Consider the following 19,314-nt stretch of genomic DNA (forward strand, 5'->3'; position numbering starts at 1 on the left):
AGCTTTCAAATCATGCTCTTTAATTTCTCTGCAAATCTTCTTGCATTCTCTAAATCCTTTTCATTTGGGTGCTCCTTGCTTATCCCCCCAATCTTCTCAAGCCAGCCGTTCGTGTCCCATCCTCTGCATGAGAACTCCCCAACTATCTCAAATCCCTTTTTCCTGAGAGCACTCCTAAGCTTTCGGTGATTGATAAAAGGAATATTTATCCCCGCTGTCGAGAAGATGAACGCCTTCTTTCCCTTCATCCTGGGAAGGCTCTCCACGAGTTTGAAAAGTGCCCTGTGGTGCTTCCAGTAGTAGATTCCTGAGCCGAAGCCTATGAGGTCATATTTCAAAAGCTCCTCGGGTTTAATTTCCCATGGCTTTGTGAGTTCTGCTTCAAGAGTTTTTGCCATTATTTTTGCCACTTTTTCAGTATTTCTGTGGTGAATGGAAACGTAAATAATCAAGGCATTCATACTCCACACCTATTATACCTCTTCATGGATTTTCTTATAATTTATTCTTGAAAGTGTATTTGTAGATTTTTCGTGTAGTTCGTTTTTAGCATCTTTAGATAATCCAAAAGTTTTTAACTGAGAAAACGAGTTTTGTATGTGATTACTATGAAAAAGCACGAATGGGAAGAGTTTTTTGACAGGGAGGCCGACTATTATTTACAGGAAGCCTTTACCAAGCATACGAAAAAAGAAATTGATTTCTTACTGGAAGAATTTAAACTTCCAGAAGGTGCAAAAATATTAGATGTAGGCTGTGGTGTTGGTAGACATTCTTTAGAGCTTGCAAAGAGGGGATACCGCGTCACGGGTGTTGATATTTCCCAAAAAATGCTCGAAAAGGCAGAAGAACGGGCCCAAAAAGAGGGTGTTGAAGTTGAATTTATAAAAGCAGATGCAACCAAGTTCGCGAGAAATGAAAAGTTTGACGCCGCGGTATGTCTATGTGAGGGTGCCTTTTCATTGCTTGGCTCGTCTGACGACCCAATAGAGCATGACTTGGCCATCTTAAGGAATGTATATAAGTCACTGAAACCTGGAGGCAAGTTCATCTTAACGGCCCTAAGCGCGCTCTCAAGGGTCAAGAAAGCGACGAACGAGGACATTGCCAAGGGGCTTTTTGACCCGAATACCATGACGTTCTATGAGGAGCTTGAGGCCCCGGACGGCACGAAAGTCGCTATACGGGAGCGGGTCTATGTCCCGACCGAGCTCTACCTGATGTTTAGAATGGTTGGGTTTGAAGTGAAGGCCATTTGGGGAGGAACCGCTGGAAGATGGGGGAAGCGAAAGGTAGATATGGACGACATTGAAATAATGGTGGTGGCCGAGAAACCTCGAGAATAGCCCCCTCTTTAGTGTTTAAAGTGTTTTTCAAGCTGTTTTAAGCTTTTTTCAATGTTATCTTTATCAAACTCTAGGTAAATAGCCTCTGGAAACCTCCTTTTAAGAATTTGGAAAAGAACACCCTCCCCTGGTATTACTTTGAAGTTTTGCTCTTCCATGAGTTCTTTTGACAGTTCTATCCGTTCTTTTTTGTTTAGACAAGAGAATTCTTCGATTATCCTATATGGGAACTTTTCTGGATCGCTTGAAGTTGTATAGAATATGCCACACGTTGGTGAACCTTTGACGCCAACAAAAATTACCTTCTCAGGTTTTTCTTCCGTTAGAACTCTTTCAATAAAATCCAAAATTTTTCTAGCAGTTTCGGATATTCCAAGTTTTTCTAAAGCTTCTCTGCTCATTGGGGGTCTTGGCCATCCTATAAGTTTATATTCAGGACAGGGGTAAGTTAAGACTCTTATTTCTCTTACATGTTTTGCAAGAAGATTTAATAATTCTCTACTGGTTGTATACTCCTTATCTTTTGGGCCTCGGTAGACATAGAAAGGGCTTAAGAGACAGGGAGCAAGGACAACTATTTTCATTGAAGTTCACCAATAAAAGGAAATCTTGAAGAACCTTTAAATTTTTCCAGACGTTAAGGAGGTTATAACAGTATTAACTCTCTTTTTTAGATCTTCAAGGCTGCCTTCATTCACAATCAAGAAATCAGCCAGATCTTTAAGCATTCTTGTGTGGTAGAGCTTTTCTTCGGCCTCATCGGCATTTAGAAAATCTTCAAAGCTTTTTATCGCCTTGTCCTTACCCGCGTTTCTCCTTTTTAAACGTTCATACCTTATCTTTGGCCTAGCCTCGACGTAAATTATAAATCCGCCCTGCTTTTTTATTGCTTCAATTTCTCCCTTAGAGCGGACTCCGTCAATAACCACATTTTTGCAGTTTCTTTTCTTGTCCAGCGCCAGCCTTATCAAAATATCTTCCCCAAAAGTTTTCTTAAGGTGCCTGCCGTACTCAATGAGTTTGTCTCTTGTTGGTTCGCTCTTTTCTGGAATTTCTGGAAGCCATGAGTACTTGCTTAGGTTGTGAGTTAGAAGGTCAATTAGTGGATCACTACACGAAACTCTGCAAAATCCTTTTTCCTCAAAGAACTTTGCAACCGTGGTTTTTCCTGCTGCAATTTTACCCACAACGCCGACTATCATTTTACCACCTTCTATCTTTTCCATGCCCACCATATTAAGTTTGCCCCATCTGTTGACTCCATAAGTCCTTCGGCTACCATGTCTACTACGAAGTCTATCATGGCATCTTTGTCAACTCTGACGGGCTTTTCAAATCCAAAGAAATATTTTGCTTCAAAGAATCCAATATGGAAGAACCTGAGGGGGTTCAGGAGTGCGATATCCTCGTTTATCTTTAGGTCAAATGGGAAATCTGCTATTATTATTTTGAGGTCTCTTTCCTTTGCTACATCTATGAGCTTCCTCTCATCTGGGAAAAAGAGCTCTCTAAGAGAGCCTTCCATTGCTTCGTACTCCATTTTTGGAAAGGTGTATTTGATTCCGATTCTCTCGGCTTCTAGACCAACTTTTTCAGCAAAACCTAACATGGCTTTTGCATTGAAGCTAAGGAACACGAGAGCCCTTCCATTGTTGTGAAGAGTGGGCCATTTCCGAGGAGGGAAGTTAAAATCTGCTTCTATTATGGGAATCAGAAAGTCGAGAAGGGTATCTTTGATTCTCTTCAAGTTCTCTTCTAGTTTTTTTCTTTTTATGATTAGGTCAAGTTTTGAGTAAACAGTAACTTGTTTTATTCCGAGTTCTTCTCTGAGTTTCCCAATTACGAAGCTGTTTCCAATGATTGCACTTTTATCACTTCTGTCTTTGGCGATTATAAATAATTTATCCCCTTCTTCATCATAGTTTACTTCCTCTATTACAAAGGGTACTATGGGAAAACCATTCTCTTTCCTTATTCTATTGATTCTTTCTGCTAGTTCCTCTTTGGCAAACATTAACTCACCCGATAAGCTTTTGCACACTCGTAAATTTCTTGAGCGATTTTTAAGGCCTCTTCTTTATTGTCTGTTTCTTTTACTATTATTTTTCCACTTGGGAATATGCTGATATCATATGCTTTTCTCACAAGAGCTAGAAACCTTGTTACTCTTTTTATTTGATACCCTCTCTCAGCTAGGCATTCACACACTTCTTCTAGATCAAGATCAAATTTCTCTTGAGGGGTGATGTTTATGGCCTTCATGCTTGTGCATGGTTTTGCAACTAACATAGAACCACCAGTAGGAATTTTATGAGCGTGGGTTCATAAATTTAATTGAAGAAAAGACAAATCCAAAAAAACTCATCTTTTCCATAATGCGATCCCTAAAACTAGGAGTGCCAAAAGACCTCCTAGAGGGAGAATAATTTTTGTTAAATCTTTATCTGTGTTTGTGGCAATATCTTGAACAGTTTTTTGGTCTTCGAGGTCTTGAAGGATAAAGCTTATTTGCACTTCACCTGCGGGCATTGTTATCTTGTTTCCGTGTATTTCAAGGGGTGAGTCACTCATATCCACCAAATCTGCTTCTTCAGGTAAGATTACGTCTACTGGAGCTTCTGATTTTAATGAAAGAGTCCAAATAAGGCCTTCTTTGTTCATTAGATCTGGAGTGGAGTATATTATTTTTACTATTTGAGAGTTTTGAACAGTTATTGTGATCTCGTTTCCGTTTATGGAATATTCTAGAGGGTTACCATTTTCATCTATAACAAAGATGTCCTCGTAATGATCCCCGAGCAGGGATGATGTAACTTGAGTTGTATAGTCGTCCACAGGCATTTCAATTTCCACAGTTGCATAGCCATCTCCATAGGGTGTAATGGTTATGCTCTGGGCATTCACAAGAGGGATGAAAAGTAAAAGGGCAAGTAGAGTTCTCTTCATTCATTTCACCTCCGCAAAAATTTAGAGAAATCAAGCATGCCGTAGGATAAACTCGTCGACCTTGTGGAGCATGTCTAAGGCTATTGCAAAATGCATCTTAGCTTCAGCGGGTTTTCTGTTTTTAAGGAGTTCGATTCCAAGTCTTATTTCTTGTATGGATGTTTTGAGCTGAAGTTCTGCTCTCCTGGTGTCTACTCCCCTTCTTCCAAGTTCTCTTAACTCCCTTGAATCTTTCTGGATTCTTATTGTCATCTCTCTGAGGAATCCTTTTAAGTCTCCCAATCTCTCTTGGACTTCTCTTTCATGGAACTTCTTCTGAAGGAAGGCCATTGCCCGATGGAATTCTTTTATTGTCTCTGTATTCTCTCTCATAACTTGAAGAGCCTCATCGTATTTCCCTTCATCTGCAAGGGCCTTAACTTCACTATAAATCTCCTTAAATGCTTCGAGTCTTTCCTGGAGCTCATGAGCGTCGTAACCCTTTTCTTCTGCCATTTCAACGACTTTCTCTGCTGTTTCTATCCCTCTTGCACCTTTCTCTAGGAATTCATTTACTATTTTGTCTGCATTTGCTTCTACAAGCTCCTTTCTGATTCTTCTAAGTTCTTCATCTAAGGCAGCTTTCTTTTCTCTGGCGATTTCAAGATCTTCCCTAGCTTTTTCAAGATCTTTAGCTTTTATGTCTTCCAGCACAGCCTTATATGCATCTTTAGTCTCTTGTAAGAGCGTCGTTGTATTTCCCACGTCAATTCCCTGTCTCTGGGCAATTTCTATTGTCTTTTCGGCCATTCTGAAGTAGCCTTCCATTCTCTTTATCTCTTCCGGAAGCCTTTCCTTAAGCTCTTCCTTCCCTCTCTCGAAGCTCTTTAGCACTTCTCTGTAGTGGTGCATTGCAGTGAGGCCGTTTATTATTGTGTTGTAATAGTCGTCGCTTTCATATGCATTCGTGGCAACTTCTTTATATTGTTCCGCTAACTGGTAGTGTCTCATGATACTTGAGTTCTCAGGAAGATTTACATTATTGATTAACTTTGTTGTTATGTTGCTCAATCTTTCAAGGGCAACGACAATTTGATTGGCTATCTTTTCCTCTTGAGTTATATTTTGTATCTCTGGTGGCAGGTATTCTGTTTCATTTTCTATAGTGGCATTTTCATCTGCTAGGCTCAAACCTGCAGGGATTATGCTCCCCACCAAGAGAGCCATTAACAACCAAACCTTCAACCACTTCATGTCCATCACCATTCTTAACTAGGCTTTTTAGTTATTTTAGGAACTCGGTGAAAAGAACGTTTCGGAACGTTTCATTTTTATTTTAAGCTCTTTTTAGTAGGTTTTATGGGATTAAATTCTACATGATAGGGCAAAATGTCGCTATGAACGATGAGAAACGGTTTATACAAAATAACTTTTTCAGGGCTTTTTAGAATAAGTATAAATTTTCGAAATTAAAGACAATAAGAAAAGAAGGACTCATCTCAAACTCTTCACAAGCTCTTCCATAACCCCAAGGAATGTCTCAACTTCTTCAAGACTGTTGTATACGTGGAACGATGCTCTCACAGTTCCATTTATACCCAGTTTTTTCATTACTGGCAATGCACAGTGGTGACCGCTTCTCACCATAATTTTATGCTCGTCCAATACAGCAGCAACATCGTGTGGATGCAGTGGTGGAACGTTAAAGCTCACAACTCCAGCATGTTTCTTTAAGTCTCTTGGCCCATACCACGGCACCTCAAGCTCCGTTAGTCCCTCAGTTGTTCTCTTTACAAGCTTATGTTCTTGCTTTTCGATTTTGTCTATGCCTATTTTTTCAATATATTTTATTCCCGCCGCAAGGCCTATTGTTCCGCCGATGTTTGGTGTTCCAGCTTCAAACCGCTCTGGTGGCTCTGTGAGCTTGTAGTCGTATAAGTCAACGTCTTCAATGGTTCCTCCGCCGATTAATGGGGGCTCAAACACATCGAAGAACTCCTCCCTTATATAAAGCACGCCTATTCCCGTTGGTCCCATTGGGCCTTTGTGACCTGAGAATGCCAAGAAGTCTGCATGAAGTTTGTTCACGTCTACTTCCATATGTCCAACACTTTGAGCTGCATCCACCACAAATATTGCCCCTTCATCTTTTGCCATCTTTCCAAGTTCTTCAACTTCATGAATAACTCCGAGAGCATTAGAAACGTGTTGAACCGCCACAATTTTTGCCCTTTTGGTCTTCTTTTCTGCATCTGCTAAATCCAAATTACCTTCGTTGTCTCCTTCAATTATCTCCAGTTTGAGGTCTAGTTTTTTGGCCAATCTCTGCCATGGGAGCAAATCGGAGTGGTGCTCGTAAGGAGTTGTGACTATCTTATCACCCTTTTTTAACACTCCTTCAAGTCCTAAAGCAGCCAAGTTAAGACTCTCACTCGTATTTTTTGTAAAAATTATCTCTTCAAATTTTGCTCCAATAAACTTGGCTGTGATTTCTCTTGATTTTTCGTATTCATGAGTTGCCTTTTGAGAAAGTCTATGCACTCCACGATGGACATTGGCTCTGTATTTTAAATAGTACTCATCCATAGCTTCAACAACTGGCTTAGGAGTTAGAGAAGTCGCAGTGTTGTCAAAATATATAACCTCCTGGGTTAAAGGGATATCTTTTCGGACGTCCTCTGGTATCTTCATATGAACCACCATGAGAATTAACTTCGTAGAACATATAAAGGCTTTGCTTCCCATCTTTGTCCTTTCAAATATTCCAATTATGGAACAAAATTTTATAAATATTGGAACAAAAAATCCTGTGGTGGTAAAATGAAAGCAAGAGAGATAGCTCTGATAGGGTTGCTGTTAAGTTTATCACTTGTTCTTGAAGTCTCTCCACTTAAAGTTCCAACCCAGTGGGGAATGAGCATTGACTTGGTGGCTGTTCCGATGGTAATTATTTACGTTATCATGGGATTCTGGAGCAGTGTAACAGCTTTAATTTTGCTCTTTGTGGGGTTAAGTTTGGTATCGTCTGCTTCTTGGCTTGGGGCTAGTATGAAATTCTTTGCAACTTTGAGTTTAGTGTTAGGTCTTGAACTAGCTAAGAGGATAACAAAATTCGATTTTAAGAATTTCAATGAGAAAAAGTTTGTGATCTTTGTAGTGCTCGCATATAGTATGGGCATTGCAATCAGAATTCCAGTCATGGTTATTATGAACTACTACTATGCTATACCTCTCTGGCTTGGTATTCCAAAAGAGCAGGTGATTCCAACTATTGAAGAGTGGTTCCATATTCCATTCTGGCTGGTAATAGGCATTCCAAATGCTATTCAAAGTGCTGTGGATGTTTTAGTGGGAGTTTTAGTCTCTTTACCGGTTATTAGGGCACTACCGCACATCCTTGAGTGACTTTTTCCATCTTTCTGCATATCCTTTAAAAATTTCATTTTTTGTTTTCTCATAGAGCCATTCTAGGAGCTGAATGTGGAGTTCATGGTATTTTCTCATTGCCTTTCCGTGGATATTTGAATACAAACTCCATCCCTCTTTATCAAAATCTGGAAGAGCTTTTGCGACGGAGATTGTTCCGTTATCAAATAATTCTTTGGCATAGGGATCCTTTGTGACTTCCCAGTAGTAGTAGAGGCCCTGTAATGCTATTATATGACCGTTCAGGACCAGCTCATTTGAGTTGTAACCATATTCTAGTATCCAAAGTCCATAGGGAGATTCTACAACAAATCCTCCCTCTTTGTATGGGATTTGGAAAGAGTTTAGGAGTAGTTTTGCGGTTTTTAAGTACGTTTCGTTTTTTGTTATTTGATATGCTTTTGCGTATAATCCCGCACCCATTCCTTGAGCATAACCTGAAACCCAAGGGATGGAAGAATTCTCGAAATGGAAATAATTAAGGAACAGAGCATATTCGACCTCATTTTTCTTCTTGACAACTATGACCTCTTTCAGTTCGTCTAAGATCCTAAGGACCTCCTTTGTATCTCCGTTTTTAAAGTATATATCGGCCCAGTGAAGGGCACTCACTGGATAAAGCACAAGACCCCTAAAATTGTAATGAACAAAGGGAATAGAGGTGTTAAGATCTCCTTTAGCAAAGAAGACCTTCTCATAGGGGCTTTTATTCCCAAATGTCATGGGATAAAAGCTCTTTAAAGGAGAGATGTACTTGGAGTAGTATTCATCATTGGCCCTTAAAGTTAAGTAGAGTATTTTTATCTGTTCTCTACTTATGCTCTCTTCTCCTTTCCAAACCTTTGCAAAGATTTTTGTGGGATAAGATGATTCTATACTTGAAAATAGGAAAAGGACATTCGTGGTGCTTAGGAATTTAAGAAAATTATTTAAAACAACTCTTTCGTTCTCATTCAGAATGTCTTCTACATCTTTCGATTTTTCTAGTATGGTTCTCTTTGAAAGTTCAAAGCTTCCAAAATATGAAGTCATTAAAAGAAGGAAGATCAAGAGCAGAGAGTAGATTTTCTTCATTGGATTCACCCGAGATCTTCGGGTGGTAATCCCCTGTAGATAAGGTAGTTGTTCCATTTTCTTGCATAATTGAAGAAATATTCATCGCCAGTAACATCATATAGCCATTTTAAGAGCTGGATATGGAGTCTATGGTAGAATTCACTTGCATCCCCGTGAATGTTTGAATACTTGCTCCATGAGTTGGTGTCAAAAATTGGGAGTGTTTTTTTCGTGCTCTCAACACCAGCTTGAAAGAGTTGCCATGCTTTTTCATCTTTTGTGACTTCCCAGTAGTAGTAGAGGCCCTGTAATGCTATTATATGACCGTTCAGGACCAGCTCATTTGAGTTGTAGTTGTATTCAAGATACCATGGGCCGTATTTTGTATTTGAAACAAATCCATTCTCTTTCAAAGATAAATCAAAGGAATTTAGGAGTAGTTTTGCGGTTTTTAAGTACGTTTCGTTTTTTGTTATTTGATATGCTTTTGCGTATAATCCCGCACCCATTCCTTGAGCATAACCTGAAACCCAAGGGATGGAAGAATTCTCGAAATGGAAATAATTAAGGAACAGAGCATATTCCTCGCTGTTGTAGTTTCCGAAATACATGAATTCTTGGAGATTATTTAGAAATTGTAATGCTATTTCATAATTTCCTCGTTTGAAGTATATATCGGCCCAGTGAAGGGCACTCACAGGATAATAACTTAAACCCCTACCTCTATAATATAAGAAAGGCAGTGAGGTATTAAGATCACCCTTAATTTTTATGGGGGAATAATAGGGGGTATTTTCAGAAAATATCACTACGGAAAAGTCTTTCTGAGGGGATGGATATTTGGAATAATATTCGTTATTGGCTTTTAAAGTTAAATTAAATGCCTTTATATCAAGCATGCTGAGACCTTTCCACTTTGCGAGTTCTCCAAAGGCCCTTATCGCATAGAAAGAATCTCTATATGAACGAAGATATGTGATGTTGCCTGTTTTGGAATATTTGCTTAGGAATTCTTCTCTAATTTTTTTATTTATTTTGAGTTCTTCTTTGATTTTGTTTGGTACCTCTCCGTATACTTTTCGGATTTCTTTTACTAGGACCTCTTCGGAGACCATAAATACTTCATCCGGAATTTTTTCCCCTATTATACCGGACTTCTCAGTTTCAGGTTTAATTCTAAGAGTTTCATCTTCGTAGTACAGTTCTAGTGTTATCAGTATTCTCTCTCCATATGGAAATTTAAGGTTAATCAGGTCTCTAGCACTCACTTTCTTTCCATACCAGTCCTTACCATTGGCATTTACAACAAATGTTACTTCTACTTCTCCATTATTCTCACTAACATATCCAACAAAATTTGGTTTGTTGAAGTCGTTTATAGTCTTGTTTCCAATTTTTACCTGAATCTCTGAAAGTTCAAAAGCAGCGCTTTTTTCATCTATTTGGACATAGATCTCGACTTTGGAGCCTGTAGGGGAGGATGAAATAGAATCTTCAACTGTGATACATCCAAGTGAAAGACTCACCAAAATAAGAACTCCTATTGTTTTAATTAACTTCATATCTCCTCACAATAGTTTAAAAGAAGAGGAGAATATAAATTTTTCCGGCAAAAATTTATAACTGAGTTTTAAAAATAAATATTTGGTGATTAATGTGAAAACCCCCTGTGAGTTTTGGGCGGAAGAAGTGATGCCAAATTTAAGGGCCGATATAGCCCGTATTTTGTATTCTAAAGGATTAACTCAGGCAAAAATAGCAGAACATTTGGGTATCACACAAGCGATGGTTAGCAAATATCTAACTGGAAAATATAAACGGCTTGGGGGAGATCTTAGTAAGGAAATTCAAATAGTTGCCCAAGAGGTGGCCAGCCTTATTCTTTATGGTGCAAAAAAAGAGGATATAATACGGTTTTTGAACAAGAGGTTCTTTGAAATGCTCAGAAGTGGGATTTTATGTAAGGGTTATTTAGAGTATATTGAAAGTGATGATGAATCGCTTTGCAGTGACCTCTTTAGTGGAGAACCATCTCGTACACAAATTCTGGAAGAGTTGAATTTAGCTTTAGGAGGACTCCTTAGAAATAAAGGGTTTCTAAAGCTTATCCCGGAGATTAGAAGTAACTTTGCCTATTCTCTTCCGGATCCAAAAGAAAAGGAGGACGTAGCAGCTGTTCCAGGGAGAATAACTCATGTAAAAGATAAAGCTTATGCATTACCTCCAGAATTTGGGGCTAGCGAACACATGGCAGGAGTTTTAATAGCACTCTCTAATGTATTTCCCGGTATCAGGAGCGTCTTGAATATAAAATACGACGAGAATATATTTAGAGCCCTGAAAAAAGCCGGTTTCAAATTCGGAGTTATAGAAAAAAGTGAAAGAAGTGAAGATGAAACTGTCAGGCTTATTGTAGAGGAATTTAAAAAGAAAGGCTCATTAGATGCCGTTGTTGACAGAGGAGGTTTTGGAATAGAGCCTTGTGTATATATATTCGGAAAAAACCCAATAGAGGTCGTTGAAAAAGTCAAAAGGTTGGAGAGCTTTCTATGAGGAAGATAACTCTTTTATATCTCATGCTCTTGACTTATGCGAATCTTTCTCCAAAGGTGCCCTCTGCAGGAGTGGCCGGAGGAGACAAAATTGTTCATTTTTTGGAATTCCTCATTCTTGGCCTTGTAAGTAGAGATAAATCATACATGATTTTTCCTGTAATCTTTGAGAGCTTACAACTTTTTGTTCCAGGAAGAAGTTTCTCATTTCTTGATATGGGCGCAAATCTAATAGGGTTTGGTGTTGGATACCTTCTCTGGAGGTGGTGGAATGAAAGTGCTGACAGAAGAGCTTAGGTTTTCTACAAGGGGAGAAATTGACTTAGTTGATATAACGAGGGATATAGAAGAGATCGTGGAAAAAAGTGAAATAAAAAATGGGCAGGTTTTGGTATTTGTACCTGGTGCCACTGGAGCAATAGTCACAATAGAACATGAGAATGACCTTTTAGAAGATTTTAAAAGAGTTCTAAGGGAACTCGTGCCGAAAGGGGCAGGATACAAACATGATATTATTGATAACAATGCTCATTCTCATCTCAGGGCTAGCCTTTTGGGCTCTTCGCTTGTACTCCCAATTGTTGATGGGAAAGTTGTTAGAGGCTTATGGCAGCAGATATTCTTTGTGGAACTTGATGTAAGGCCGAGGAGGAGAAGATTAGTAGTGCAAATAATGGGTGATTAGATTCTCAGGACCATAAAGTCTCTCCCAACCATCCCGTTTTCTCCAACTTTCTCTTCTAATTCCTCTTGAGTGTAGTTTGAGTGACTTATGTGGACAAAAAGGGTTTTATTTGCTTCCACCTTCTGGGCAAATTTGATGGCATCTTCGACTCCGAGATGGGTTTTGGGAATTGAGTACTTATGGGTCATTTCAGAAACCAGAAGGTCCGCTCCTCGGATTTCCTCTAATAGTTCATGATTTCTTAAGATTTCCGGCCCAGTGTCCCCTGTTATAACAATTCTCTTTCCTTTTACTTCTAAAATAAATCCTCCTGCTACATCACCTGGCTGATGAACTACGGGAAATTGTTTTACTTTAAATTTTCCGAAATCATACCACCTATTGAACTCAAGTGAGACATACTCCCATTCCCTGATCCCTAGGAACGTCTCCTGTAAATGTTTTGCAAGGTCAAGGATCTTCTTATGAGAATAGAAGCGCACCTTTTTGAATACCTGCAACTCGGGAAGCCCGCCTATATGGTCAAAGTGAGGATGAGTTATAAAAACATTCTCGATTCGTTCGTTTAGATAACTCATGTGATAATATAAATCCGGAGAAGGATCTATTAAGGCATTTATCTGAGGGATATACATAGAGAATCGTGTTCTTCTGTATTGAGGAAACCTTCTTGCTCTTGAACAGTTTTCACACTCACACAATGCTTTAGGTGTTCCACTGTAGGACCCGGAACCGAGTAGAATGACTCTCATTTTCTTCCCTCCAGAATTTCCTTCCATATGGGATTATTGTGAACTATTATCCACCATTCTTTAAGCTCTCTTCTTTTTCTCTTCCAGTCTGGATGGAATTTCTCAACTAACTTCCAGAATCTTTTAGAGTGATTCATTTCTACGAGGTGGGCAACTTCATGGCTCACCAGGTAATCTATGAGTTGCGGTGGTAAAGCAAGCATTGCTAAATTGAAATTCAAGTTTCCTTTTGGGGAGCAGCTTCCCCATCGTGTTTTTTGCTTTCTAATAAAGACTTTATTGACATTTACATTCAACTTTTTCGTTTTTTCTTGGATTAAGGGGGTTATTATCTCTCTAAGTCTTACTCTAAGTGTTGATTCTAATTTTTTGTTGTGAGGGAGTTTTATCATGTTATCATTAACCTTAAACTTCTCTCCAGACCCAGTATTGTAGAATCTCCCAAGATAAGGGAATCCTGAAAGCTGCTTGGCCTTTTCAATAGCTTCAATTTTAGTTATAATCCATTTCTCTTTTGCCCGTAAAAAAGGCTCAACTCTTCTTGTTGGAGAAACAATCTCCAGTTTTCCACTAGGGGTCACGTAAATTCTCATGTACCTTACCTTTCTTACACTGACCTCATACTGTATTCTTCTTCCACTGAGTTCTATCTCTGGCATATCAAATATTTAGCATTGAATGTTTAAGTGCTTTTTTAAGAAAATGATTTAATATTTGAATCAATGAAACTTATTGGGAAATAACATGAGAAAGATGCTCTATGTGATCCTGCTGGTTGGATTTTTTGCAGTTCTTGCATTGAGTATTTTCTCCTAAATTTTGAGTTAAGAAAGAAGAGGTAGATATTATGGCACTTTCATTTAGACCGATCTGGTTTGATTCAATGGGAGCTAAGAGCTCTTGCGTATTAGTTAAAACTCCTGATATTTCTGTAATAATAGATCCGGGAATTGCAATTATGCAGCCAAGCTTTCCAGCATCAGAGGAGAAAAAGATTGAATGGTTAATTGAGGGAGAAAAAGCAATAAAAAATGCCAGTAAGGAAGCTGATGTCCTTGTGATATCTCATTATCACTATGATCATTACTTCCCCGGTGACTTGGAAGTTTACAGGGGAAAGAGGCTTTTAGCCAAAAACCCGAATGAATACATAAACGATTCTCAGAGGAAGCGAGCAGATTATTTCTATTCAAACCTCTGCAGATACTTTGGAGGCTTAAAGCTGGAAGACCTCTGGAGAGAGAGGGAAGCAAAGAAATACTCAAACCTCATGGATAAATTACCAATAGCCGTTTCAAAGGACTTTGGAGAGTACAATACACGGAGGAAGCAGCTCCTTGAGAAAGGGTTAAAATGGTTTGAAAACAGGGCAGATATGTGGAACCGAAGTCCTAAAATTCCAGAGGTGAAGTTTGAGGATGTTGAAGTTCATTTTGCTGACGGAAGGGAATTCCAGTTTGGAGATACAAAGATAAGATTTACAGGCCCCATGTTCCATGGAATTGAGTTTTCAAGGGTGGGATGGGTTATTTCAACTGTGATTGAATATGAAGATGAGAAGCTCATCCATTCAAGTGATTTAAACGGCCCCATAATAGAGGACTATGCAGAGTGGATAATCAAAGAAAATCCCAACATTCTCATTTTGGATGGCCCTATGACCTATATGCTCGGCTACCTTCTTAACAAGATCAATTTAAGAAGAGCTGTTGAGAACGCAGTGAAAATTGTAAGGAAAATTGATGCAGAAATTATTATCTATGATCACCATTTGCCAAGAGAGCGTCACTTCAAAGAACACACGAAGAAAGTTTGGGAAACTGCAGAAAGACTTGATAAAAACCTTCTAACTGCTGCTGAATTTTTGGGAATGAAACCAAAAGTTTTGGAGATTTGACATTTAGGATATAGTTTTAACTCTTTAATTAAATTTTATTGGTGGTGGTGATGGTGAACATTGGGGAAGCTGATAAGCTGAGAATCTATACTCTAGCTGAGGACTATGCTGGGTATAATAGCCCATTTTTGGCTCAACATGGAGTTTCCTTTTTGATTGAAGTAGGATTTGATGGAAATAAACGAAGAATACTCTTTGATACAGCATCCTACGCTGAGCCCATTCTTTTCAACATGGAAATTTTGGGAATTGACCCAAAAACAGTGGACATGATAATACTTTCACACAGTCACTTTGACCATACAGGCGGTTTACTGGGCATCATGAAGAAAATAAATAAAGAAATTCCTATACTCGCTCATCCCAATATTTTTAAAGTAAGTTTTGCCATGGAACCGGAGTTCATGTACGCAGGAATACCCCCATTAAGAGGAGGCTCAAAAGAGGAAATTGAAAAACTTGGTGGTGTTTGGATTCTGAGCAGAGATATTATAAAGTTAATGCCGGGTGTTTTTACACTTGGAGAAATAACAAAAGAAGAGAAAGTCGAGTTTGAGAGAAGTACTACAATAAGCCTTTATAAGCTTGAAAATGGGAAAATACGGTCGGATGATATCGAGGATGAAATAGGGCTTGCAATAAACACTAAGAAAGGTTTAGTGGTCATTGGAGGATGTGCCCATCCCGGCATTATCAGCATGGTAAAAAAAAGCTGTAGAACTGAGTGAAATTACCAAGGTGCATGCTGTTATAGGTGGATTCCATTTAATAGAGGCAGATAATGAAAGAATTCAGAAAACTGTAGAAGCACTTAAAGAATTAGGGGTTAAGAGGGTTTTCGTCGGACATTGTACAGGGCTTGAAGCCGAGGCACTGTTTGCAAGGGAATTCGGGAAGAACTTTGAAAAACTCCACTCTGGAAAAGTCATAGAAATCTAGAAGTCTTAAAACTTCAGCTTTTCTCTTTTAAGAATGCTATAATATGTAGTCTCTTAAATTTCAAGATCACAAAAAATTGAAAAGGAAATTAACAGGGGAGTATTCTCACTTTGCAGGAAATGCACCGAGTTGTTGAAGCATACTAAGTAGATCATAACCCCACCACATTTCTGCAATTTTGTCTCCTTCAAAGCGATAAATAGAGGTTCCTTCAATAGTTACCTGCTTTCCAGTTGGAGGGATCTTACCACCCATCATCTCGCCTTTTTGAGTTCCAGTAACTTTCCATCGTTTTACAATTTCGTCGCCTTCAGTAATAGTATCTTCAATAGTTACATGAAAATCAGGGAACGTCTTGTGGTTGAAGAGTACCCATTCTTTAAATTTCTCAAGATTTGTAACATCTGGATTAGCAGGGTCATGATTTACGAAGTTTTGGGCATAAAACTCATCTAATGTATTTACATTTCCCTTGTTCCAGACTTCATCCACTATCTGCTGTATAATCCTTTCTTTCTCTGTCATTCTTCTATACCTCCTTTTTATTCTATTTATGCATTTTATAGTTTAAACTATATAAGAATTGGTATTATGTAAAAATAACGTAACATCTAAGTTTACAAAAGAAAAATAAAAGCTTTAAAATAGAATTTCATTTCAAAATTATTCTTGCGTCAACTATGACTGCGCCCTCGCCTTCGGGGTAAACGAAGATTGGGTTCAAGTCCATTTCTTTAATGTAATCTTTTAGATCATCAATTAATTGTGAAACTTTCAGCATCATGTCTACAATTGCCTTCATGTCCGCTGGTGCCTCCCCTCTTGCTCCGGCTAAAATTGGGTAACCTTTAATGCTTTTTATCATTGCCCAAGCGTCTTTCTCTTCAATCGGGATTATTCTGAATGTAACGTCCTTGAGAATTTCAACAAAAATTCCACCGAGACCAAACATGAGTGCGTGCCCGAATTGTGGGTCTTCGGTAACACCAATGATTATTTCCCTTCCGGGTTTGAGCATTGGGGCTATTAAGACACCGAGAATTTCTGCATCTGGCTTGTATTTTCTTGCGTTCTCGTGGATTTCTTCCCACTTTTGTTTAAGTTCTTCGTCGTTCTTTATTTTCAGCATGACGACTTTCGCGTCACTCTTGTGAAGGATTTGGGGTGACATTAGCTTCATAACCACTGGATAACCTATTTCGTTAGCGTACTTTATGGCTTCGTCCAAATTTTTTGCTAGTTTCTCCTCTGGAAGGGGCAAGTCATAAGCTTTTAAAACCTGTTTTGCCTCGTATTCAACTAAAGCCTTCCTACCTTGAGTCAAAACCTCTTTAATTATCTTTAATGCTTCTTCCTTCATACTATTCCCCCCATAATAAGGAAATAAGGAGTCAGATTACTCCTTATTTAATTTTTCCAAATACTTTGCATATTGGACAAGTCCAGCCATTGCCCTGACTCCTCTCTCGGGCGTGGAGTATACTGGAACTCCCTTATTTTCAAGCATTTTTGCATAATATTCGGTCTTTTTACCACCCATTGCAACTGCTACTATTGGTTTCTCACTCTTCTTTGCGTATTCTGCTAGGATTTCTATGATCTCCTCTTCGTTTAACAATGGTACTTGGAAGAGGACTATTATAACTATTGCGTCTACGTTGGGATCGTTCACAAAGGCCTCAATAGCGTATTTGTATCTCTGAGCGTCTGTATCTCCAACTACATCAGTTGGATTGCCAGCTACGGCGTGTGGTGGGAAGTGTTCCTTTAAATATTTAATTATCTCCTCACTAAGTTCGGCCATTTTGAGTCCAAATTTTGCCACAGCATCACTTGCCATAACTCCAGCTCCGCCACCATCAGTAATGATTCCAATTCTGTCTCCTTTTGGAAGTTTGCACTTTGCGAAGGCCTTTGCGACGTCGAACATATGCTCAAAGTCCTCTGCCCTTAATATTCCAGTTTGTTTGAAAACAGCATCGTATATTATATCGGCACCGGCCAATGATCCAGTGTGGGAGGACGCTGCTTTAGCTCCATACTCAGTTTTTCCACTTTTTAGAGCTATGACGGGTTTTACTTTTGTTATTCTCTTTGCAGCCTCAATGAATTTTCTCCCCTCTTTCACTCCTTCTATGTAAAGAGTAACGGCCTTTATACTCTCATCGTAGATGAAGTAATCCATTAAATCTGCATCGTCAACATCAAGTTTGTTACCATAACTTACCATCTTTCCAATCCCTATGCCTGCTCCTGCTGCCCAGTCAAGCATTGCTGCAGCAAAGGCTCCGCTTTGAGTGACAAATGCTATTGAACCACTTTTTGGTCTGTCCATTTTTTCGTCTGGGAGAAACACCGTATCTACTCCAGTGTCTGGAACGTATACTCCAACACAGTTTGGTCCTATGATCCTTATTCCATTTTCTTTTGCTATTTTGAGGATTTCTTCTTCCATTTTCCTTCCTTCTTCTCCAAGTTCCCCAAAACCGCCTGTAATGATTATCACAGACTTTATTCCCTTTTCGGCAATTTCTTTCATGGTTTGTGGGACAAATGGAGCTGGTATGGAGATTACTGCCAAATCTGTATCTTCTGGGAGCTCTTTCACACCTTTGTAAACCTTATATCCCTCTATCTCGTCTAGTTTGGGGTTCACTGGATAGATGCTTCCCTTAAAAATTCCTTGCTCCTTATTTTTCTTGAAATTCTCAAAAATCACGTTTCCAACTTTTCCTTTTTTGTTCGTTGCACCAATAATGGCAACAGCCTTGGGTTCGAAAAAAGGCCTGAGTTCATCGATAATTTTTGGACGGTTCATGGTACCACCTCAAAATTTTATGAATAAATTTCCAGTTGAACTTTATCTTTTTCTGTATAAAAGTTTTATGTGAGTAAAATAAGCTCTTTGATGAATAAATAGGAACATTACTGCGCTAGAATTGGAAAAATATCAAACGCCTCTTGTCATTTTGTTTAAGAATTCAAGGCTTTTTAAAATGTCTTCAAAGGTTTTCACTTCTAATGACATAGGAATATTCCTAAGTTGATTTATTAGGGTTTTCCAAGGTATGTTACCCTCCCCAAGGGCTAGATGGGAGTCATTTGCGCCATGATTATCACTTAGGTGTGCATAAATAATTCTATCTTCTAAAAGCTCAATAAACCTATCAAACTGAGCATTAACGGTATTTAAATGCCCGATATCAAAAGTAACCAATATCTCCGTTCCATCTACCAATTCTTTAATACGTTCCGGTGTTTGGCCATCGAGAATAGGGTATGATGGCATATTCTCCAGAGCCACTGTTATTCCAATTTTTTGGGAAATTTTACTAATTTCTTCTAATGATCGTTTTTGAACTTTTTCGTAGGCCTTTGGAAAACGGCTACTTAAAGGCGAATAATGACCAGGATGGATAACTACAAGTGCAGAACCCATCTCATGTGCAATTTCAAAGGTTTCAAAGAGGAGTTCTAGTGAGATCCTCCTAATTTTCTCGTTTAGGGAGCCCATGTTTACATCACTGAAGGGAGCATGGATAATATTCTTTAACTTGGCCTCTTCCAGAAAATCCATTTGTATTTTGTAATTATGCCGGTTTAGTGTGTGATATCCTTCGTTCACTATTTCTATAAAATCGATTTTAAGTTGGCTTATTTTATGAAGGGCAAGAGTGAGGCTTTTGTTGTATAATGCTTGTGTTGAGACTCCTATCACTTTTTTCACCTGGAAGAA

Annotated in this window: 24 protein-coding genes; 8 read left to right on the forward strand and 16 right to left on the reverse strand. The window is 38.7% G+C overall.

Annotated features, from left to right (window positions below; genetic code table 11):
• Positions 1 to 5: 5 nt before the first annotated feature.
• A complete protein-coding gene (locus TSIB_RS00900) occupies positions 6 to 461 on the reverse strand; it encodes a flavodoxin family protein (RefSeq protein WP_012766214.1) in 456 nt (151 codons plus the stop codon).
• 147 nt (positions 462 to 608) lie between these two features.
• Between TSIB_RS00900 and TSIB_RS00905 the strand changes: the two genes are divergently transcribed.
• Positions 609 to 1,346, forward strand: a complete 738-nt coding sequence (locus TSIB_RS00905; protein WP_012766215.1) for a class I SAM-dependent methyltransferase — start codon at positions 609 to 611, stop codon at positions 1,344 to 1,346.
• A gap of 8 nt (positions 1,347 to 1,354) precedes the next feature.
• On the opposite strand, the gene TSIB_RS00910 is transcribed toward TSIB_RS00905, so the two are convergent.
• From TSIB_RS00910 to TSIB_RS00940, 7 genes are all read right to left on the reverse strand, one after another.
• The gene (locus tag TSIB_RS00910) at positions 1,355 to 1,930 is read right to left on the reverse strand and encodes a DUF523 domain-containing protein (protein ID WP_012766216.1); all 576 of its coding nucleotides are present in this window, start codon (positions 1,928 to 1,930) and stop codon (positions 1,355 to 1,357) included.
• A 36-nt stretch (positions 1,931 to 1,966) separates the two neighbouring features.
• A complete protein-coding gene (locus TSIB_RS00915; protein WP_048160761.1) occupies positions 1,967 to 2,548 on the reverse strand; it encodes an AAA family ATPase in 582 nt (193 codons plus the stop codon).
• 11 nt (positions 2,549 to 2,559) lie between these two features.
• Positions 2,560 to 3,360 (reverse strand): hypothetical protein, encoded by an 801-nt coding sequence (locus TSIB_RS00920; protein ID WP_012766218.1) that lies wholly within the window; start codon positions 3,358 to 3,360, stop codon positions 2,560 to 2,562.
• Positions 3,360 to 3,635 (reverse strand): hypothetical protein, encoded by a 276-nt coding sequence (locus TSIB_RS00925; protein ID WP_048160134.1) that lies wholly within the window; start codon positions 3,633 to 3,635, stop codon positions 3,360 to 3,362. Before TSIB_RS00925 ends, TSIB_RS00920 begins: the two co-directional genes overlap by 1 nt.
• A 72-nt stretch (positions 3,636 to 3,707) precedes the next feature.
• Positions 3,708 to 4,292, reverse strand: a complete 585-nt coding sequence (locus TSIB_RS00930) for a hypothetical protein (protein ID WP_012766220.1) — start codon at positions 4,290 to 4,292, stop codon at positions 3,708 to 3,710.
• Positions 4,293 to 4,322: 30 nt separating this feature from the next.
• Positions 4,323 to 5,525: a hypothetical protein gene (locus tag TSIB_RS00935; protein WP_048160135.1), complete on the reverse strand. Its 1,203-nt coding sequence runs from the start codon at positions 5,523 to 5,525 to the stop codon at positions 4,323 to 4,325.
• Between the two features lie 240 nt (positions 5,526 to 5,765).
• Entirely contained in the window at positions 5,766 to 6,962 is a 1,197-nt protein-coding gene (locus TSIB_RS00940) for an aminotransferase class V-fold PLP-dependent enzyme (protein WP_048160136.1), read from the reverse strand.
• A 129-nt stretch (positions 6,963 to 7,091) separates the two neighbouring features.
• Here TSIB_RS00940 and TSIB_RS00945 point away from each other — a divergent pair, with 129 nt between their 5' ends.
• Positions 7,092 to 7,676 carry a membrane protein gene (locus TSIB_RS00945; RefSeq protein ID WP_012766224.1) on the forward strand — a complete coding sequence of 195 codons (585 nt, stop codon included), beginning with the start codon at positions 7,092 to 7,094 and terminating at the stop codon, positions 7,674 to 7,676.
• Here the strand turns inward: TSIB_RS00945 and TSIB_RS00950 are convergent.
• Complete coding sequence (locus TSIB_RS00950; RefSeq protein ID WP_012766225.1) at positions 7,656 to 8,771, reverse strand: D-glucuronyl C5-epimerase family protein; 1,116 nt, start codon at positions 8,769 to 8,771, stop codon at positions 7,656 to 7,658. The genes TSIB_RS00945 and TSIB_RS00950 overlap by 21 nt on opposite strands.
• Positions 8,772 to 8,776: 5 nt before the next feature.
• Positions 8,777 to 10,315 carry a D-glucuronyl C5-epimerase family protein gene (locus TSIB_RS00955; protein WP_012766226.1) on the reverse strand — a complete coding sequence of 513 codons (1,539 nt, stop codon included), beginning with the start codon at positions 10,313 to 10,315 and terminating at the stop codon, positions 8,777 to 8,779.
• 94 nt (positions 10,316 to 10,409) lie between these two features.
• Between TSIB_RS00955 and TSIB_RS00960 the strand changes: the two genes are divergently transcribed.
• From TSIB_RS00960 to TSIB_RS00970, 3 genes are read left to right on the forward strand one after another with little or no spacing between them, the layout of a single operon-like run.
• The gene (locus tag TSIB_RS00960; protein WP_012766227.1) at positions 10,410 to 11,306 is read left to right on the forward strand and encodes a thiamine-phosphate synthase family protein; all 897 of its coding nucleotides are present in this window, start codon (positions 10,410 to 10,412) and stop codon (positions 11,304 to 11,306) included.
• Positions 11,303 to 11,602: a VanZ family protein gene (locus tag TSIB_RS00965; protein WP_012766228.1), complete on the forward strand. Its 300-nt coding sequence runs from the start codon at positions 11,303 to 11,305 to the stop codon at positions 11,600 to 11,602. The genes TSIB_RS00960 and TSIB_RS00965 overlap by 4 nt, the downstream gene beginning before the upstream one ends.
• Positions 11,577 to 11,990, forward strand: coding sequence for a secondary thiamine-phosphate synthase enzyme YjbQ (locus TSIB_RS00970; RefSeq protein WP_048160137.1), 414 nt, complete (start codon positions 11,577 to 11,579; stop codon positions 11,988 to 11,990). The genes TSIB_RS00965 and TSIB_RS00970 overlap by 26 nt, the downstream gene beginning before the upstream one ends.
• Here the strand turns inward: TSIB_RS00970 and TSIB_RS00975 are convergent.
• Positions 11,987 to 12,742 (reverse strand): MBL fold metallo-hydrolase, encoded by a 756-nt coding sequence (locus tag TSIB_RS00975; RefSeq protein ID WP_048160138.1) that lies wholly within the window; start codon positions 12,740 to 12,742, stop codon positions 11,987 to 11,989. The genes TSIB_RS00970 and TSIB_RS00975 overlap by 4 nt on opposite strands.
• The gene (locus tag TSIB_RS00980) at positions 12,739 to 13,401 is read right to left on the reverse strand and encodes a M48 family metallopeptidase (RefSeq protein WP_012766231.1); all 663 of its coding nucleotides are present in this window, start codon (positions 13,399 to 13,401) and stop codon (positions 12,739 to 12,741) included. Before TSIB_RS00980 ends, TSIB_RS00975 begins: the two co-directional genes overlap by 4 nt.
• Positions 13,402 to 13,589: 188 nt before the next feature.
• On the opposite strand from TSIB_RS00980, the gene TSIB_RS00985 reads away from it, so the two are divergent.
• From TSIB_RS00985 to TSIB_RS10710, 3 genes are read left to right on the forward strand one after another with little or no spacing between them, the layout of a single operon-like run.
• Positions 13,590 to 14,639, forward strand: a complete 1,050-nt coding sequence (locus TSIB_RS00985) for an MBL fold metallo-hydrolase (RefSeq protein WP_012766232.1) — start codon at positions 13,590 to 13,592, stop codon at positions 14,637 to 14,639.
• Positions 14,640 to 14,689: 50 nt separating this feature from the next.
• On the forward strand, positions 14,690 to 15,367 hold the full coding sequence (locus TSIB_RS00990) for an MBL fold metallo-hydrolase (protein ID WP_287197431.1): 678 nt from the start codon (positions 14,690 to 14,692) through the stop codon (positions 15,365 to 15,367).
• Between the two features lie 10 nt (positions 15,368 to 15,377).
• Complete coding sequence (locus TSIB_RS10710) at positions 15,378 to 15,578, forward strand: MBL fold metallo-hydrolase (protein WP_287197429.1); 201 nt, start codon at positions 15,378 to 15,380, stop codon at positions 15,576 to 15,578.
• 105 nt (positions 15,579 to 15,683) lie between these two features.
• Here TSIB_RS10710 and TSIB_RS00995 read toward each other — a convergent pair whose 3' ends face one another.
• From TSIB_RS00995 to TSIB_RS01010, 4 genes are all read right to left on the reverse strand, one after another.
• Positions 15,684 to 16,103: an ester cyclase gene (locus TSIB_RS00995; protein WP_012766233.1), complete on the reverse strand. Its 420-nt coding sequence runs from the start codon at positions 16,101 to 16,103 to the stop codon at positions 15,684 to 15,686.
• A 127-nt stretch (positions 16,104 to 16,230) separates the two neighbouring features.
• Positions 16,231 to 16,938: an acetate--CoA ligase family protein gene (locus TSIB_RS01000; RefSeq protein WP_012766234.1), complete on the reverse strand. Its 708-nt coding sequence runs from the start codon at positions 16,936 to 16,938 to the stop codon at positions 16,231 to 16,233.
• 36 nt (positions 16,939 to 16,974) lie between these two features.
• Positions 16,975 to 18,396: an acetate--CoA ligase family protein gene (locus tag TSIB_RS01005; protein ID WP_012766235.1), complete on the reverse strand. Its 1,422-nt coding sequence runs from the start codon at positions 18,394 to 18,396 to the stop codon at positions 16,975 to 16,977.
• A 132-nt stretch (positions 18,397 to 18,528) separates the two neighbouring features.
• Positions 18,529 to 19,305, reverse strand: a complete 777-nt coding sequence (locus TSIB_RS01010; RefSeq protein ID WP_012766236.1) for a sugar phosphate isomerase/epimerase family protein — start codon at positions 19,303 to 19,305, stop codon at positions 18,529 to 18,531.
• Positions 19,306 to 19,314: the final 9 nt, after the last annotated feature.

This window comes from Thermococcus sibiricus MM 739, assembly GCF_000022545.1.
In the GTDB taxonomy this organism is placed as follows: Archaea; Methanobacteriota_B; Thermococci; order Thermococcales; family Thermococcaceae; genus Thermococcus_A; species Thermococcus_A sibiricus.

Excerpts from the sequence above, each read along its gene's own strand:
- TSIB_RS00910 (WP_012766216.1), bottom strand. The coding sequence starts at position 1,930 with ATGAAAATAGTTGTCCTTGCTCCCTGTCTCTTAAGCCCTTTCTATGTC.
- TSIB_RS00955 (WP_012766226.1), bottom strand. The coding sequence starts at position 10,315 with ATGAAGTTAATTAAAACAATAGGAGTTCTTATTTTGGTGAGTCTTTCA.
- TSIB_RS00915 (WP_048160761.1), bottom strand. The coding sequence starts at position 2,548 with ATGATAGTCGGCGTTGTGGGTAAAATTGCAGCAGGAAAAACCACGGTT.
- TSIB_RS00935 (WP_048160135.1), bottom strand. The coding sequence starts at position 5,525 with ATGAAGTGGTTGAAGGTTTGGTTGTTAATGGCTCTCTTGGTGGGGAGC.
- TSIB_RS00970 (WP_048160137.1), top strand. The coding sequence starts at position 11,577 with ATGAAAGTGCTGACAGAAGAGCTTAGGTTTTCTACAAGGGGAGAAATT.
- TSIB_RS01000 (WP_012766234.1), bottom strand. The coding sequence starts at position 16,938 with ATGAAGGAAGAAGCATTAAAGATAATTAAAGAGGTTTTGACTCAAGGT.
- TSIB_RS00985 (WP_012766232.1), top strand. The coding sequence starts at position 13,590 with ATGGCACTTTCATTTAGACCGATCTGGTTTGATTCAATGGGAGCTAAG.
- TSIB_RS00965 (WP_012766228.1), top strand. The coding sequence starts at position 11,303 with ATGAGGAAGATAACTCTTTTATATCTCATGCTCTTGACTTATGCGAAT.
- TSIB_RS00940 (WP_048160136.1), bottom strand. The coding sequence starts at position 6,962 with ATGAAGATACCAGAGGACGTCCGAAAAGATATCCCTTTAACCCAGGAG.
- TSIB_RS00975 (WP_048160138.1), bottom strand. The coding sequence starts at position 12,742 with ATGAGAGTCATTCTACTCGGTTCCGGGTCCTACAGTGGAACACCTAAA.
- TSIB_RS00995 (WP_012766233.1), bottom strand. The coding sequence starts at position 16,103 with ATGACAGAGAAAGAAAGGATTATACAGCAGATAGTGGATGAAGTCTGG.
- TSIB_RS00925 (WP_048160134.1), bottom strand. The coding sequence starts at position 3,635 with ATGTTAGTTGCAAAACCATGCACAAGCATGAAGGCCATAAACATCACC.
- TSIB_RS00930 (WP_012766220.1), bottom strand. The coding sequence starts at position 4,292 with ATGAAGAGAACTCTACTTGCCCTTTTACTTTTCATCCCTCTTGTGAAT.
- TSIB_RS00945 (WP_012766224.1), top strand. The coding sequence starts at position 7,092 with ATGAAAGCAAGAGAGATAGCTCTGATAGGGTTGCTGTTAAGTTTATCA.
- TSIB_RS00950 (WP_012766225.1), bottom strand. The coding sequence starts at position 8,771 with ATGAAGAAAATCTACTCTCTGCTCTTGATCTTCCTTCTTTTAATGACT.
- TSIB_RS00905 (WP_012766215.1), top strand. The coding sequence starts at position 609 with ATGAAAAAGCACGAATGGGAAGAGTTTTTTGACAGGGAGGCCGACTAT.
- TSIB_RS00900 (WP_012766214.1), bottom strand. The coding sequence starts at position 461 with ATGAATGCCTTGATTATTTACGTTTCCATTCACCACAGAAATACTGAA.
- TSIB_RS00920 (WP_012766218.1), bottom strand. The coding sequence starts at position 3,360 with ATGTTTGCCAAAGAGGAACTAGCAGAAAGAATCAATAGAATAAGGAAA.
- TSIB_RS00980 (WP_012766231.1), bottom strand. The coding sequence starts at position 13,401 with ATGCCAGAGATAGAACTCAGTGGAAGAAGAATACAGTATGAGGTCAGT.
- TSIB_RS00990 (WP_287197431.1), top strand. The coding sequence starts at position 14,690 with ATGGTGAACATTGGGGAAGCTGATAAGCTGAGAATCTATACTCTAGCT.
- TSIB_RS01005 (WP_012766235.1), bottom strand. The coding sequence starts at position 18,396 with ATGAACCGTCCAAAAATTATCGATGAACTCAGGCCTTTTTTCGAACCC.